This is a genomic window from Morganella psychrotolerans (genome assembly GCF_001676155.1).
Taxonomy (GTDB): domain Bacteria; phylum Pseudomonadota; class Gammaproteobacteria; order Enterobacterales; family Enterobacteriaceae; genus Morganella; species Morganella psychrotolerans.
In genome coordinates, this window is the sequence record NZ_LZEW01000001.1 from 655,591 (window position 1) to 670,753 (window position 15,163).

Consider the following 15,163-nt stretch of genomic DNA (forward strand, 5'->3'; position numbering starts at 1 on the left):
GAGCACGCTATGTTACCGAATGAAAAAAAATGCGACGCTCTGGCGAATTTTGCGGAGCAGCAAAATGTTGAAGGGCGCAGTTTATGGGCGGATGCCCGTCGTCGTTTTATACACAATAAAGCGGCGATCACCAGCCTGTGTCTCCTGTCTTTAATTACACTGTTTGTTATTTTTGCGCCGGTGTTATCGGATTTTGCTTACGATGATACAGACTGGGAAATGATGTCTGCGTCACCGGACAGCGAAACCGGGCACTATTTCGGCACGGACTCCTCCGGGCGTGACCTGCTGGTGCGTGTGGCAATCGGCGGGCGTATTTCGCTGATGGTCGGTCTGGCGGCAGCGCTGGTGGCGGTGCTGGTGGGAACACTCTACGGCGCAATGTCCGGATATGTCGGCGGTAAAACAGACTCCGTGATGATGCGCGTACTGGAAATTCTCAACTCCTTCCCGTTTATGTTTTTTGTTATCTTACTCGTCACCTTCTTCGGGCAGAATATCTTCCTGATCTTTGTGGCCATCGGGATGGTGTCCTGGCTGGATATGGCGCGTATTGTGCGCGGACAAACCCTCAGCCTGAAGAGCAAAGAGTTTATTGAAGCCGCGAAAGTCTGTGGTGTGCCGACCCGCAATATTATTCTGCGCCATATAGTGCCGAATGTGCTGGGTGTGGTGGTGGTGTATGCCTCACTGCTGGTGCCGAGCATGATCCTGTTTGAATCCTTCCTCAGTTTCCTGGGGCTGGGAACACAGGAGCCGTTAAGCAGCTGGGGTGCATTGCTTAATGATGGCGCAAACTCCATGGAAGTATCGCCCTGGTTACTGATGTTCCCGGCAGCATTCCTGGTGGTGACTCTGTTTTGTTTTAACTTTATCGGCGATGGGTTGCGTGATGCCCTTGACCCGAAAGATCGCTGAGGAGGCCGCCAATGACTCAGTTATTACAGGTAAAAGACCTGAATGTGGCGTTTAAAACGCCGGACGGTGATGTTACGGCTGTCAATAAACTCAATTTTTCATTATCGGCAGGTGAAACACTCGGCATTGTCGGCGAGTCCGGCTCCGGAAAATCACAAACTGCGTTTGCACTGATGGGGCTATTAGCCCGTAACGGCGTGGTCAGCGGCTCTGCCATGTTTAATGGTCGTGAAATTCTCAATCTGAAAGAGAAAGCCTTAAATAAAATGCGCGCGGAAGAGATTTCCATGATCTTCCAGGACCCGATGACATCGCTTAACCCGTATATGAAAGTGAGCCATCAGCTCACAGAAGTACTGATGCTGCATAAAGGGCTGAGCAAACATGATGCCTTTGAAGAATCAGTGCGGATGCTGGACGCGGTAAAAATGCCGGAAGCCCGTCAGCGTATGAATATGTATCCCCATGAGTTTTCCGGCGGAATGCGCCAGCGCGTGATGATCGCGATGGCACTGTTATGTAAGCCGAAACTGCTTATTGCTGATGAACCGACCACGGCGCTGGATGTGACTGTTCAGGCGCAGATTATGACGCTGCTCAATGAACTGAAACATGAATTCAACACAGCAATTATTATGATCACCCATGATTTGGGGGTTGTCGCGGGAATTTGTGACAAAGTGCTGGTGATGTATGCCGGGCGTACCATGGAATACGGCACCGCGCGCGATGTATTTTATCAGCCGGTGCATCCGTATTCTATCGGGTTGCTTAAAGCGGTTCCGCGTCTTGATGGTCCTGAAGATAGTGTACTTGCCACTATCCCCGGAAATCCGCCTAACCTGCTGCGTCTGCCGGCAGGCTGTCCGTTCCGCCCGCGTTGTCAGTATGCGATGGAGCAGTGTGCTCAGCAGGAGCCGCCATTAAATGCATTTGCTCAGGGCCGTTTGCGTGCCTGCTTTAAAACAGTTGAGGAGCTGGCATCATGACGAATCCTGAACGTCCTGTTCTGCTGGAAATTGAAGATTTAAAAGTCCATTTTTCTGTCAGAGATAACAAACAGTGGTTCTGGCAACCGGCAAAAAGCCTGAAAGCCGTTGATGGTGTTACTGTCCGTTTGTATGAGGGCGAAACTCTCGGCGTTGTCGGCGAATCCGGCTGTGGAAAATCAACCTTTGCACGGGCGATTATCGGGCTGGTTAAAGCGACAGAAGGGCGCGTAACCTGGCTTGGTAAAGATCTGAACGGCATGAGTGAAAAGGACTGGCATAACATCCGCAATGATATTCAGATGATTTTCCAGGACCCGCTGGCATCACTGAATCCACGTATGACTATCGGCGATATTATTGCCGAGCCGCTGCGCACCTATCATCCGCGCATGAAAAAATCAGAGGTCACGGAAAAAGTGAGAGCGATGATGATGAAAGTCGGGCTGCTGCCTAACCTCGTCAATCGTTATCCGCATGAATTTTCCGGTGGTCAGTGTCAGCGTATCGGAATTGCCCGCGCCTTAATCCTGGAGCCGAAACTGGTTATCTGTGATGAACCGGTATCTGCACTGGATGTCTCGATTCAGGCACAGGTGGTTAATCTGCTCAAAGAATTACAGCGGGAAATGGGGCTGTCGCTTATTTTTATCGCCCACGACCTTGCGGTGGTAAAACACATTTCTGACCGCGTTCTGGTGATGTATCTCGGACACGCAGTGGAGCTTGGCACGTATGATGAGGTTTATCATAATCCGCTGCATCCTTACACCAAAGCACTGATGTCTGCGGTACCGGTGCCAGATCCGGACAGAGAACAGAATAAAGTTATTCAGTTACTGGAAGGTGAACTGCCGTCACCGATTAACCCGCCGACAGGCTGTGTTTTCCGCACGCGCTGCCCGCTGGCAGACAGTGAATGTGCGCGCACGCGTCCGTTACTGGAAGGCAGTTTCAGGCATGCGGTTTCATGCCTGAAAGTCGATCCGCTGTAAATTTAAGTTCTGTCTTATCTGCGACGAAGCGCTCATTTTGAGCGCTTTTTTTTCATTCGGTAACATCTCTTTTTCCGCGCCCGCAGCAACCTCTCTGATGCATAAAAAACGGCCATTGAGGCAGATACTGGTTTCCGTTATTAACTACAGGCCGGTATATATCCTTATTCATTTAAAACATACGCCGGTACGGAAATTTCCCGGATAACCGGGACAATATTAATTGTTGACGAATGTCAACGTACTGGCTACAGTACAGGTATCAGCGGAAATGAAGAGACACCCGGATAAACATATCCAGTCAGCTATTGAGTATGCATTGCTTCAGGGCTGGGTTTGGATCCCTGCGGGAAATTCGGCACATGCGTTTTGCCGGTTGCGGTGCGGTTCTCCGGCTGAAAAACACCGGCTACACCAGATGAGTGTCTGGTCAACACCGCGAAACCCGGAAAATCATGCTAAGCAGATTCGAAGAAAAATAGACAGTTGTTTGTTATGACTGAATTAATCAGGGTGGTAAATACTGCCTCCATACAAGGGAAAAAGTATGGCACTGTATAATTTTACACTAACACTTTCCGGCGTCACCGCAGAGACAGAAAATCTGGAAGATGCATTATTTAAAAGTGGTTGTGATGATGCATTACTCTGTTTTTACGGGAAATCAGTGTATCTGGAATTTGACCGCGAAGCGCTGTCCCCGGATGCCGCTATCCGCAGTGCTGTTGAGGATGTTGAATCAGCGGGGCTGAATGCCCGGGTTGAATCGGTGGATTCTGCCCTGGTCGGACTGAGTGATATTGCAGAACTGACAGGTATGTCGCGTCAGGCGATTGCGCTGCTGAAAGACGGCACGCGTGGGCAGGGTAATTTTCCGTGCCCTGTTCAGCGCCTTCGCGGGCAATCCCCGTTGTGGGACTGGGCGGCAGTCGCTGTCTGGTTGTCACAGCAGGGGCGGCTGGCGGCGCATCCGGAGCTTGCGGAGAACGCAAAAACCATCGTCAAATGGAATGTGGCGCTGCGAGCCGGTGCTGCTGAAAACCCTGCGGAAATTGAAGCGATTACACGGTCATTGCTGGCGCGCCGTGAAAAATGCCGTTGCTGAGTGTATGAGCGGGGTGCGAACCCCGCACACGACCGGGAAACAAAAAAGACAGATTATTTCCGCCAGCGAATAGCAAATTCCGGGGTGCCGGTAAATTGGCGTGAGAGGAGAACACGGGCGAAAATCTGGTCGATATCGGCATCATCGTCCGGTGCCAGCCCGATAACCACTTCTGCGCAGTCCGGAGTTTGTGCCGGAAAAGAGGCGATTTCAGACCAGTCATTACCGGTGGGTACCAGTTCCGCACCTCCGCAATCTTCAAATTGCAGATTAAATAACAGGACATCGGCGGGATCCAGATTATCCATTGCCTGTTCCAAAAACAGATCGTATGCCATTTCAATGGTTTCTTGCTCGCTGAGGCGGCGGGGACGTGGGGTGCTCATGGTCAGACAGCTTTCCGGTTATTCCCTGCAACAGGGCAGTTGCAGGGATAATAAAATAATCAGTATTACAATAACGGGCTGAAGAAGTAACACAGCCGCTCAAGAATACGGTTTGTCAGCGGGCGTTTTTCCCACTCAGCATAATCGAGCCGCGCAGAACGGCTGATATAATCGTTTTGCACGATATTGAGATCACCGGCAAAACTTTCATCATCAATAACAGCTGTAATTTCAAAATTCAGCCATAAACTGCGCATATCCAGATTAACCGATCCTACCATACTGAGCTGGTCATCCACTAACACACTTTTCGTATGCAATAAGCCATCTTCAAACAGGTAAATCTCCACACCGGCTTCCAGCAGTTCGGTATAAAAAGCACGGCTTGCCCAGCGGACAAGGAAAGAGTCATTGAGGCGCGGCATCACAATCGCCACCCGCACGCCGCGCATAGCGGCGGTACAGATAGCATGCATCAGGTCATCGCTCGGGACAAAATACGGTGTGGTGAATGTCAGGCGCTCCTGTGAGGCAAAAATTGCCGTCATCAGTGACTGCTGAATAAGCTCTTCCGGAAAACCCGGACCGGATGCCACAATGTTTACGGTATGTCCGCTGTCTTTTTCAAACGGCATTTCGATATCATCAGGCGGTGGCGGAAGACGTCGCTCACCGCGCTCCATTTCCCAGTCAAAGGCGTAGATAATCCCGAACAGTGCCGTAACCGGACCTTCCATCCGGACAAGGATATCTACCCATTCTCCCACGCCTGAATCTTGCTTGAAGTAGCGCGGATCAACCATATTCATGCTGCCGGTGTATGAAATATAGTTATCGATAACCACGATTTTGCGATGTTGACGCAAATCCATACGGCGCAGCGCAAAGCGCAGAATATTGACCGGCAGCGCCTCGACAAACTCGATACCCGCATCCCGCATCATCTTTGGATAATCACGGCGGAAGAAGTGCCAGCTACCGGCGGAGTCCACCATAATACGGCACTTTACACCGCGTTTGGCAGCGGCAAGCAGGGCATTGGTGACGTGATCCACATCACCGCCCGGTTTCCAGATATAAAACACCATATCGATATTGTATTTTGCATTATCGATATCTTTTACTATCTGCCTCAGTGAATCTTCACAGGTAGTAAATAACTGAATTTGATTGCCTTTTACACCGGGAACACCCTGGCGGCTCTCTATCAGCTGAAATAACGGAGCGGCCTGCCTGCTGTTCTCTGTGGAGAAAATATGTTTTGACTGACGCAGTCCTTCCAGCCATCCGGCAACAGATGGCCACATTCCTTTTGCCTGATCAACCCTCCGGCGTCCCAGATGCAGCTCACCGAAGGCGATATAGGCAATAATTCCGATGAACGGCAGGATATAAATAATCAGCAACCAGGTCATGGTGGAGGTCACCGGGCGGCGTTTGTACATAACACGCACAGTGATACCGGCAATCAGCAGCCAGTAGAAAAGAATACTCAGCCAATACAACAATGTATAAAATGTCGACATAGGTATGTTCTTTCCTGAAAATGAGGTTTACAGATACATCAGATATGAAATCAGATTGATAGCGCACAGGAAAATGTATCAGAAAGCTTTCTGTAATGCTGCTTTATTTATGATTTCAGTCTGTTTGACCAACATTTGGTTCAATTGTCTGAGGTTATTGCGGGAAAGCGGTTGGTTATTGTGTCAGGGAGCTTATAATAATGCTCCTTATTATGAAGCTTATTACATACCCAACGTCATTCAGGATGCAGTCAACGAACCTGAAGTTTGAATGAATAAGGGTATACACACTGTTTAAAAGGGTTTAGTTATGAGGCACAGCAGGCCGGAAGTTGCACGTTGGCGGATGTTAAGACAGGTAACCCGTCGTCGTCGTCGCTGGTTAGAAAGTCAGTCCCGCCGGAATCTGCGGATTTTTTCACTGCGAAAACTGGATATTGCAGGACAACGTCGTTCACTGCTGTTTGCACATACGCGTTTTAGTCATTAAAGAGTGACATTTCGCACGACAAGTGACAATGGTTATGTTTTTCTTATTGAAATTGATTGCTATTTGCATTTACACTAGTAGCCATTGTCATTATTAGTTTCTTATAAGATTGTATCGATATGTCTATTTTTCGTTGGGTGAGTTGGCCGATTCTGATTTCTCTTTCTCTGCACGCATCTGTGGCAGCGGCAATCTATTACAATATGAACAAGGAAAGTGCGGAAGAACCAAAGCTGATGAGCGTTGAAATGGCTGTATTTGCACCGGTACCCGCCGCCGCAGCACCACAGCCGGAGCCTGAACCAGAGGTTGAACCGGAACCTGAACCGGAGCCGGAACCTGTGGTGAAACCGGTTATCGAAAAACCGGTGGAAAAAAAGCCGGTTGAGAAAAAACCAAAACCTAAGAAAGAAAAGAAAATTGAAAAACCAGCGGTAAAACCGACGGAAACCAAAGCGCCGGTCTCTGATAAGCCGTTGTTCAGCGGAACACCGGACGGACAGCAGGATGTGAAAAAAACAGCGCCGGGACCTGTGAGTAACCAGCCGTCAGCCGGGTTGAGCGATAACGGTGGTGGTGACCCGAAAGCACTGAGCCGCGCTGATCCTGTCTATCCCGCCCGCGCCCGCAGCCTGGGTAAAGAGGGAACGGTCCGCGCCAGATTTGATGTGGATGAAAACGGACGTATTCAGAATATCGATATTATCGACGCCACCCCGAAAAATATGTTTGACCGGGAAGTCCGTCAGGCAATGCGTAAATGGCGCTATGAGAAAAAAGCGAAGAAAGGTCTGACCACGACGATTATTTTCCGCCTGGATGGCAAAACATCAGTACAATAAACAGTATATAAGAAGAGGACCCGGCCGTGAGCCGGGTTTTTTACGTCCGGTTATTGACCCGGTAAAAGTATCACGGGAAAGATATCATCCCGCAGATTAATCAGGTCATCCGGCGTGACATGAATCACGCCTTCTCCCGGGATATCAATCTCTGCGATCATAAATAACGCCATAGTGGTCAGCAGCGGCAAAATTAAAATCATAATATTATTGCCGGGCAGCCCGCGGATATTATACCCGATCAGCACATTGGCACTTGCGGCAAAGAGAATGAGTAACACCCAGGCGGCTCCCGGAATTTGATAACGCCAGCTCGCCATGGTTTTCTCTTCAGACACATACAAATCACTGAATGCCGTTAATACCGAGGCAATTACAGGATTAGGTGCGGTGCGGGCTTGTGTGGCGGCTAATTCCCAAAGTGCGTTCTGAGCATCAAGAGACATATCCCGCCAGCGTTCGGTTTTTGCCTGTGATCCTGCATTAAAAAAAGGAAATGCGGGCATCAAGATAATCTTTCAGTAATACCTGCGCCTGTAAATTATTTTCAGGAGAGAGAAGTTGTGCGCGCTGATAGGCATTGCCGATAGTAATAGCTTCGTTTTCTTCCATCTGCTCGCGGTTATTATAGCCGCCGATAGAGATTGTCAGTAAAAAGCCGATTAATAACCCCAGCAGAGATAATACCGCCCCGAGCACAATTTTGGTTTCATCATCCGCCAAATCCGTTTTACCGTGACGTTTTTTGAACAGATATTTTCCGCCATAAGCAGAAAAAACAGAAAGAATAAAAATAACAGCGAATAATAATACAGAGTTGGAGACTAACGCGTTAAATAGTGCTGACATAACAGTGACCCTTCAACTTTACCCTTATTCATTCACGCTGCAGGTTCGTTGGCTGCTGTCAGCCAGACGGGTCACATACTGATGTATGCTCCCCGTCTGTCTTCCCTTGCCGCCTGCCTGCATCTTGAATGACGTTGGGTATATACCCTTATTCATTCAAACTGCAGGTTCGTTGGCGGCGTGAATGACGTTGGTACAAAAACGTCCCCGCAAAAAGCAGGGACGCTGATGGAATAAAATCAGCCCGCAATAGCCTGGTTTTATAGTTAATACTGATTATCATCCGCTGATATAATTTACTGTCCTTCGGGTTTATTTCAGCAGTCTGACTCTGACTGCTTTACCTTTAATTTTGCCTTGCTGTAACTGCTTGCGTGCATGGTTTGCGACTGATTGGCGGATTGCAACATAGGTGTGCATCGGATGGATAACGATTTTACCGATGTCAGCGCCATTAAGCCCCATATCGCCGGTCATGGCGCCCAGAATATCACCGGGACGCAGTTTGGCTTTTTTGCCGCCGTCAATGCACAGAGTTGTCATTGCAGGCTCCAGCGGGGTGATGGAAAGCCCGGTCGGTACCGGCTGCCAGTTCAGTTTCATCCGGAGCATTTCTTCCAGTGCATTGGCGCGCGGCGCTTCTTCCGGTGCGCAAAGGCTGACTGCCAGTCCGCTTTCGCCTGCGCGGGCAGTACGCCCGATGCGGTGGATATGAATTTCAGGGTCCCACGCCAGCTCGTAGTTAATCACCATTTCCAGAGATTTGATATCCAGCCCGCGGGAAGCGACATCAGTTGCAACCAGTACGCGGCTGCTGCCGTTCGCAAAGCGGATCAGAGTCTGGTCACGATCACGCTGTTCCATATCACCATGCAGTACCAGTACGCTCTGATTGCTGTCACTCAGTGCTTCAAAAACATCCTGGCAATCTATTTTTGTGTTACAGAACACCACGCAGGACGCCGGTTGTTCACGGCTCAGCAATTTCTGTAATAAATCAATTTTACCGCGGCGGGACACTTCATAGAACTGCTGTTCGACGGGAGGCAGTTCATCGGTGCTGTTAATTTCAATTGTCAGCGGGTCGCGTTGAAAACGGCGGCTGAACGTTGCGATTTCATCCGGCCAGGTGGCGGAAAATAACAGTGTCTGACGATTTGCCGGGGTGCTGTCCACGATGGCGCTGATATCATCAGCAAAGCCCATATCCAGCATGCGATCAGCTTCATCCAGCACCAGGGTCTGTAACCCGTCCAGATGCACAGTTTCTTTACTCAGGTGATCAAGCAGACGACCCGGTGTTGCCACAATAATATGTGCGGCATGGATCAGTGAATCGCGCTGAATACTGAACGGCACGCCGCCGCACAGGGTCAGAATTTTGATGTTCGGCAGATAACGCGCCAGACGGCGCAGCTCACCGGCGACCTGGTCGGCCAGTTCACGCGTCGGGCACAGCACCAGTGATTGTGTGGTGAATTGTCTGGCATCAATCTGCTGTAACAGACCCAGACCAAATGCAGCCGTTTTACCGCTGCCGGTTTTTGCCTGGGCGCGGATATCTTTTCCGGCGAGAATAGCCGGCAGTGCTGCCTCCTGAACAGGGGTCATGGTCAGATAGCCCAGTTCGGTCAGGTTGGCGAGTTGTTCTGCGGGAAGCGCGTTAAGTTCAGCAAATGAGGTCACAATGAAAATTCCGGATTAAATAAAAAGAGAGATATCCGCCAATGATACTATCCCTTACCGGTTGTGTCGCGGGGAACCTGCTGTATCCGGTGGCGGTCGTTTGACCCGGGTACAAAAAAGGCCACTCTTACTGAGTGGCCCGGAGGAAATGCATTATCTTAATTTTAATCGCTGTTACTGCTGCCTAACTGAAAATTACGTTTTCCGTCAGGTAAAGGGCGGGGACGGTTATCAGCGTCAACGGCGACATAGCAAAATACCGCTTCTGTCGCCCGGTAGCGATCACCAATCGGATCCGTTGCCACTTTTTTCACCCAGACTTCGACCTTGACTGTCATGGATGAATTGCCGGTTTTCAGGCAGCGCGCGTAACAGCAGACCACATCCCCGACAGCCACAGAGCGCAGGAAGGTTATCCCGTCGACACGCACGGTGACGACGCGCCCGAGTGCCATTTCTTTTGCCAGGATAGCACCACCGATATCCATTTGTGACATTAACCAGCCGCCGAAAATATCACCGTTGGCGTTGGTATCCATCGGCATGGTTAAGGTGCGCAGCACCAGTTCCCCGTTAGGTAAACATTGTTGTTGAGTCATGAGAAACACTTACGTCCGTTTGACAAAAAGGATACCGTCCAATACAGACAGGTATCCGGTTGATTTTATTATTTTTCTTCTTCTTCGCGCGGCAGATGACGGTAAATATATACCACACTGATAAGGGTAAACACCAGCGTTACAGCGGTCAGACCAAAGACTTTGAAATTAATCCAGGTATCCATCGACAGCCAGAATGCGACATAAATATTGACCGCAGCGCAGATAATAAAGAACAGGGACCAGGCGATATTCAGACGTTGCCACACATGAGGCGGCAGTGTCAGTTCTTTACCCAGCATTTTCTGGATCAGCGGTTTTTTGAAGAACAACTGGCTGCCCAGCAATACCAGGGCAAACAGGGCATAAATAATAGTCACTTTCCATTTGATAAACAGCGGGTCATGGAAAACGATGGTCAGTGTGCCGAAAATCGCCACAATCGCAAAAGTGATAACGGCAGATTTTTCCAGATGTTTATACAGAAACCAGCGAACAGCGAGCGCTACCGCAGATGCGGCGATTAATGCGCCGGAGGCATAATAGATATCCATGGTTTTATATATGGCAAAAAAGATAACCAGGGGAATAAAATCGAGTAGTTGCTTCATAATTGAGTCAGTCCGAAATTTAAATTTATTTTAAGCACATTGCCATCCAGCCGCTTATTTTTAAAGAAAAAAAAATATATTACAAATGACTTTGCAATATTTTACCATAAGACGGGCGATGACTATCTTCTTTATCCGCATTCGGTTATAAATCAGTTTAATTATTAGCTGTAAAATTAAATTTTACGTCTTAATACGACACTATATGACATATCTATAAGGGTCAACAATGCCGCAAAGCCGACTTCTGCGCTGGATGCCGGGACTTTCCGTTTTTCTGCACTATGAACGCAAAAACCTGCGTTACGATATCCGCGCCGGGCTTTCTGTTGCCGCAGTCGCACTGCCGGTCGCGATCGCCTATACCGGGCTGATGGGCATCAATGCGATTGTCGGGCTGTATGCCTGTATTCTGCCGATGGTCACTTATGCCTTGTTCGGCTCATCGCGCCAGTTGATTGTCGGACCGGATGCTGCCACCTGCGCAGTCATTGCGGCGGCAATTATTCCGCTGGCGAAAGGTGACCCGGATACGCTCTGGCAACTGGCGATCATTATGACGCTGATGACCGGGGTCTGGTGTCTGATCGCCGGTCATTTCAAACTGGCCGCGTTCGCTGATTTCCTTTCACAGCCAATTTTGCAGGGGCTGCTTAATGGTGTGGCGGCAACGATTATTGCCGGGCAGATTGGTAATGTGCTGGGCGTCTCCGGGCTGCCGTCTCCGCTGATTGAGCGGCTGTTTGCCTTGCCGGGGAAATTACACCTGGTTCACTTTCCGACACTGGTGCTGACCGCTGTCAGCCTGGCGGCGCTGTTGCTGCTGGGTAAAATCCGCCGCAACTGGCCGGGCCCGCTGATTGTGATGACTATCGCCACACTGGTCAGCGCATGGATGGATTTTTCCACGATGGGTATCGGGATTGTCGGCAATCTGGGCGACGGACTGCCGCATATCAAAATGCCGGCGTTTGACCCGGGTCTGCTGCGTGAACTGGTGATCCCGTCATTAAACTTAGCCGTGATAAGTATCGTCAGCTTTATGATGACGGTCCGCAGCTTTGCCGAGAAAAACGGCTATGCCATCGATGTGGATCAGGAACTGCGCGCGCAAGGCTATATTAATATCGCCTCCGGTTTATCCCAGGGATTTGCGGTCAGTGCCGCAACCAGCCGGACGGCGGTAAATGACGCCAGCGGCGGAAAAACCCAGATGGTGTCATTGATTGCCGCTGGTTTGATCGCGCTGGTGCTGCTCTTTCTAACCGGCTTCTTAGGGCATATTCCGCTGGCAACCCTCGGCGTGGTTCTGATTTATTCGTCCTGGTCGATGTTCAGTATCCGGCAGATATTTTCATTCCGTAAGCGCAATCACTCCGCGTTTACCCTGGCGCTGTTTACCCTGGTTGCAGTCCTGCTGGTGGGACTGATTAATGGCATTGGTTTTGCCGTTCTGCTGGGGTTGATGCAGTTTCTGCGCACGGTTTTCCGTCCGACTGACCAACTGTTGGGCGTGGATGAGCAGGGCATGATCCATTCAATGAACAACAGTAATGTGGATATTGATCAGGTCGACGGATTAATGATGTACCGGTTCAATTCCCCGCTGACCTATTTCAATGTCGCTTATTTCAAAAAGCGGGTATTGCAGATGGTGAACACGGCACCGAAGCGCCCTGCCTGGGTGGCGATTGATGCAACCGTCAGCTTTATTAACAATGACATGAGCGTGTTTACCACACTGAATGAGCTGGTGACCGAGCTGAAAATCAAAGGTGTCACGCTTATCCTGGCGGGGCGACGCACAGAACTGACGCGCTGGGTCTCTGAAAATAAAATCAAACGCAATGATGACGATTTGATTATTGTGCCTGATCTCTACTTTGCTATCCGCCTGATCCAGAGCAAACAGCAAAGCAGAGTAAAAGCAATGGAAGAGGCGCTGTCACAGGCGGAAGAGGGCAGCAGCGGAGAAACAGCGCAGACTGCGTGATCACCAGCTGATTACCACGCAAAATCCGCCCTGCGCAGGTTGGCGGAACTGTATAGTCAGATGATGCAGTTCCGCAATGCGTTTCACGATAGACAGTCCCAGCCCGCTGCCGGTTTTTTCCTGTCCCGGCGGGCGGTAAAAGCGCTCACCTAACCGGGCCTGCACATCCGCGCTCACACCCGGTCCGTCATCTTCAATTACTAATTGTTGCGGGCTGAGTGTTAACTGAACGCTCCCGCCATCCCGCCCGTAGCGGACCGCGTTATGCAGCAGATTGCGCAGCATCACAGTAAGAAGAAGGTGTTCGCCGCTGATAGTCTGTTCCGGATCTGTGATTATTTTGCGCACAGTTACATGATGTTCATCGGCTTCATTCTGTGTTTGTGCAACCGCATCACTGATGATATCCGTCCAGCGCAACACAGTGCAACTGACGGGTTGTGATTGTGATTCCAGCCGCGACAGTGTCAGTAACTGATCCACAAGGCGTGTTGCCCGGTCGATACCGGTTAACAGGTTGGCGACAACGTGTTCGCGGGTTGCCGGGTCGTCTCCGGCAATCTGCATCACTTCCGATTGCACCCGCAGGGCGGCCAGCGGACTGCGTAATTCATGAGCCGCATCAGAGGTAAACTGACTCTCCCGCTCCCGTAACGTACTGATACGCGCAAATAATCCGTTCAGTGCATCCAGCATCGGTTTTACCTCGCGGGGCAGTACCGGCGGGGCAACGGGGGTTAGATCGGCAGGATTACGGTGCTGTAACTGGCGGGCAAGCAGGCGCAGTGGCTTCAGTGAACGCGTCAGCAGCCATAAAAACAGTAGCAGCATTACCGGCAGCGCAACCAGCCAGGGAATAACCTGCGCAGTAATAATTTTCAGCCCTGTATCCTCGCGGTACTCCCATTCCTGACCGACCACAATAACATAGTGACCATCGACAGACGGTAGTTGCACAAAGCGCCACTTATCACTGTCATCAATCAGTGAGCCATCACGAAAGCCGGATTTTTTTATCAGAAAAGGGGATTTTTCTACCATTTTCACCATCATCAAGTACCCGTTCCCCTTGCGGCGTAAAAATGGCAAAGGCGAGAGCATCATTATCCTGTTTACCCCGGTTACCGGAGAGGATTTTTTTTGTTTTCTTAATGATGGACGGAGGAAGATCCAGATTGGACGGTAAAACAGACAGGCGTTTGGCAAAGCCCATTTGTTGCGTGTCGAATAATTCATTAATGGACTTTGTGGTCTGGAACCAGGCAAACACGCTGGCGGTACCCCAGGTTATCAGGGAGAGCAACAGCAGCAAGCCGCCCAGCCGCAGACGCAGACTAAATATTTTCATCATCATTACCCAGAATATAGCCGATGCCGTGGCGTGTTTTGATAAATTCCCGCCCTAATTTACGGCGCAGATGATGGATATGCACTTCGACCGCATTGCTGGATACCTCTTCATCCCAGTTATACAATTTTTCTTCAATCATGGCGCGGGTGAGAACTTTCTGCGGGTTATTCAAAAACAGCGCGAGCAGGGCGAGTTCTTTTCCTTTCAGGGAAACCGGTACGCCGTTGCGGGTGACGGTCATCGCGACGGGGTCCATCTCCACATTGCCGTGCGCCAGTTTTGCGGATAGCTGACCATGGCGGCGGCGGATCAGCGCCTGCAAGCGCGCAGCGACTTCCGCCAGGGCAAACGGCTTACACAGATAATCATCCGCTCCCTGCTGTAACCCGCCAACCCGCTGCTCCAGCGCATCACGGGCAGTTAAAATCAGCACCGGTTCATCGCGGCTCTGTGCCCGCCACTGTTTCAGAATATCCAGCCCGTCAATACCCGGCAGAGACAGATCGAGGATCACGGCATCATAAGGCGCGGAAAACAGCGCCTGCTGCCCGGTTATACCATCAGTGAACCAATCTATAGTGAAGCCGAGTTTTGTCAGCCCGATTTTCAATCCATCGCCAATCAGGCGGTCATCTTCAATTAATAAAATTCGCATTATATTTATCCCCGGGGTATCGCTGTGGTAGTTTTAGCGCAGAAGTCACAGGATAACCACCTGTTTTGTCTAAAATTAAAAATATAATTAAAAATAGGCTATCTTTAAGATCCTGTTAAGAACTTAATGGTTAAATGCATCTCATGAAGCAACAATGCTTCCTTATAT

Annotated in this window: 16 protein-coding genes and 1 pseudogene; 8 read left to right on the forward strand and 9 right to left on the reverse strand. The window is 50.1% G+C overall.

Annotated elements, in window-relative coordinates:
- Window positions 1–9: 9 nt before the first annotated feature.
- From oppC to AYY16_RS03305, 5 genes are all read left to right on the forward strand, one after another.
- Window positions 10–918, forward strand: coding sequence for an oligopeptide ABC transporter permease OppC (oppC, locus tag AYY16_RS03290; protein WP_067362038.1), 909 nt, complete (start codon window positions 10–12; stop codon window positions 916–918).
- A gap of 11 nt (window positions 919–929) precedes the next feature.
- Window positions 930–1,907 (forward strand): ABC transporter ATP-binding protein, encoded by a 978-nt coding sequence (gene oppD / locus AYY16_RS03295; protein ID WP_067362041.1) that lies wholly within the window; start codon window positions 930–932, stop codon window positions 1,905–1,907.
- Window positions 1,904–2,902, forward strand: a complete 999-nt coding sequence (gene oppF / locus AYY16_RS03300) for a murein tripeptide/oligopeptide ABC transporter ATP binding protein OppF (RefSeq protein WP_067362044.1) — start codon at window positions 1,904–1,906, stop codon at window positions 2,900–2,902. Before oppD ends, oppF begins: the two co-directional genes overlap by 4 nt.
- 271 nt (window positions 2,903–3,173) lie before the next feature.
- Complete coding sequence (locus tag AYY16_RS20800) at window positions 3,174–3,401, forward strand: hypothetical protein (protein ID WP_082970571.1); 228 nt, start codon at window positions 3,174–3,176, stop codon at window positions 3,399–3,401.
- 48 nt (window positions 3,402–3,449) lie between these two features.
- On the forward strand, window positions 3,450–4,007 hold the full coding sequence (locus tag AYY16_RS03305) for a helix-turn-helix transcriptional regulator (protein WP_067362047.1): 558 nt from the start codon (window positions 3,450–3,452) through the stop codon (window positions 4,005–4,007).
- Window positions 4,008–4,060: 53 nt separating this feature from the next.
- Here the strand turns inward: AYY16_RS03305 and AYY16_RS03310 are convergent, their stop codons facing one another.
- Together AYY16_RS03310 and cls are read right to left on the reverse strand one after the other, a co-directional pair.
- On the reverse strand, window positions 4,061–4,393 hold the full coding sequence (locus AYY16_RS03310; protein ID WP_067362050.1) for an HI1450 family dsDNA-mimic protein: 333 nt from the start codon (window positions 4,391–4,393) through the stop codon (window positions 4,061–4,063).
- Between the two features lie 65 nt (window positions 4,394–4,458).
- Window positions 4,459–5,919, reverse strand: a complete 1,461-nt coding sequence (gene cls, locus AYY16_RS03315; RefSeq protein WP_067362053.1) for a cardiolipin synthase — start codon at window positions 5,917–5,919, stop codon at window positions 4,459–4,461.
- A 310-nt stretch (window positions 5,920–6,229) separates the two neighbouring features.
- Here cls and AYY16_RS03320 point away from each other — a divergent pair, with 310 nt between their 5' ends.
- Together AYY16_RS03320 and AYY16_RS03325 are read left to right on the forward strand one after the other, a co-directional pair.
- Window positions 6,230–6,409 carry a YciY family protein gene (locus tag AYY16_RS03320; protein WP_067362056.1) on the forward strand — a complete coding sequence of 60 codons (180 nt, stop codon included), beginning with the start codon at window positions 6,230–6,232 and terminating at the stop codon, window positions 6,407–6,409.
- 119 nt (window positions 6,410–6,528) lie between these two features.
- The gene (locus AYY16_RS03325) at window positions 6,529–7,251 is read left to right on the forward strand and encodes a TonB family protein (protein WP_067362059.1); all 723 of its coding nucleotides are present in this window, start codon (window positions 6,529–6,531) and stop codon (window positions 7,249–7,251) included.
- Window positions 7,252–7,301: 50 nt separating this feature from the next.
- Here AYY16_RS03325 and AYY16_RS21630 read toward each other — a convergent pair whose 3' ends face one another.
- The 5 genes from AYY16_RS21630 to AYY16_RS03345 form a co-directional block, all read right to left on the reverse strand.
- On the reverse strand, window positions 7,302–7,757 hold the full coding sequence (locus AYY16_RS21630; protein WP_235846198.1) for a hypothetical protein: 456 nt from the start codon (window positions 7,755–7,757) through the stop codon (window positions 7,302–7,304).
- Complete coding sequence (locus AYY16_RS21635; protein WP_235846199.1) at window positions 7,735–8,100, reverse strand: hypothetical protein; 366 nt, start codon at window positions 8,098–8,100, stop codon at window positions 7,735–7,737. The genes AYY16_RS21630 and AYY16_RS21635 overlap by 23 nt, the downstream gene beginning before the upstream one ends.
- A gap of 312 nt (window positions 8,101–8,412) precedes the next feature.
- Window positions 8,413–9,786, reverse strand: a complete 1,374-nt coding sequence (gene dbpA / locus AYY16_RS03335; RefSeq protein ID WP_067362062.1) for an ATP-dependent RNA helicase DbpA — start codon at window positions 9,784–9,786, stop codon at window positions 8,413–8,415.
- 164 nt (window positions 9,787–9,950) lie between these two features.
- Window positions 9,951–10,385 (reverse strand): acyl-CoA thioester hydrolase YciA, encoded by a 435-nt coding sequence (gene yciA, locus AYY16_RS03340; protein ID WP_067362065.1) that lies wholly within the window; start codon window positions 10,383–10,385, stop codon window positions 9,951–9,953.
- Between the two features lie 68 nt (window positions 10,386–10,453).
- Window positions 10,454–10,996: a septation protein A gene (locus tag AYY16_RS03345; protein ID WP_067362068.1), complete on the reverse strand. Its 543-nt coding sequence runs from the start codon at window positions 10,994–10,996 to the stop codon at window positions 10,454–10,456.
- Between the two features lie 229 nt (window positions 10,997–11,225).
- Here AYY16_RS03345 and AYY16_RS03350 point away from each other — a divergent pair, with 229 nt between their 5' ends.
- Window positions 11,226–12,989: a SulP family inorganic anion transporter gene (locus tag AYY16_RS03350; RefSeq protein ID WP_190973072.1), complete on the forward strand. Its 1,764-nt coding sequence runs from the start codon at window positions 11,226–11,228 to the stop codon at window positions 12,987–12,989.
- Here the strand turns inward: AYY16_RS03350 and qseC are convergent.
- Both qseC and qseB read right to left on the reverse strand, forming a co-directional pair.
- Window positions 12,990–14,337 (reverse strand): annotated as a pseudogene (gene qseC, locus AYY16_RS03355) (quorum sensing histidine kinase QseC).
- Window positions 14,324–14,995 (reverse strand): quorum sensing response regulator transcription factor QseB, encoded by a 672-nt coding sequence (gene qseB / locus AYY16_RS03360; protein WP_067362071.1) that lies wholly within the window; start codon window positions 14,993–14,995, stop codon window positions 14,324–14,326. The pseudogene qseC and the gene qseB overlap by 14 nt, the downstream one beginning before the upstream one ends.
- Between the last annotated feature and the right edge of the window lie 168 nt (window positions 14,996–15,163).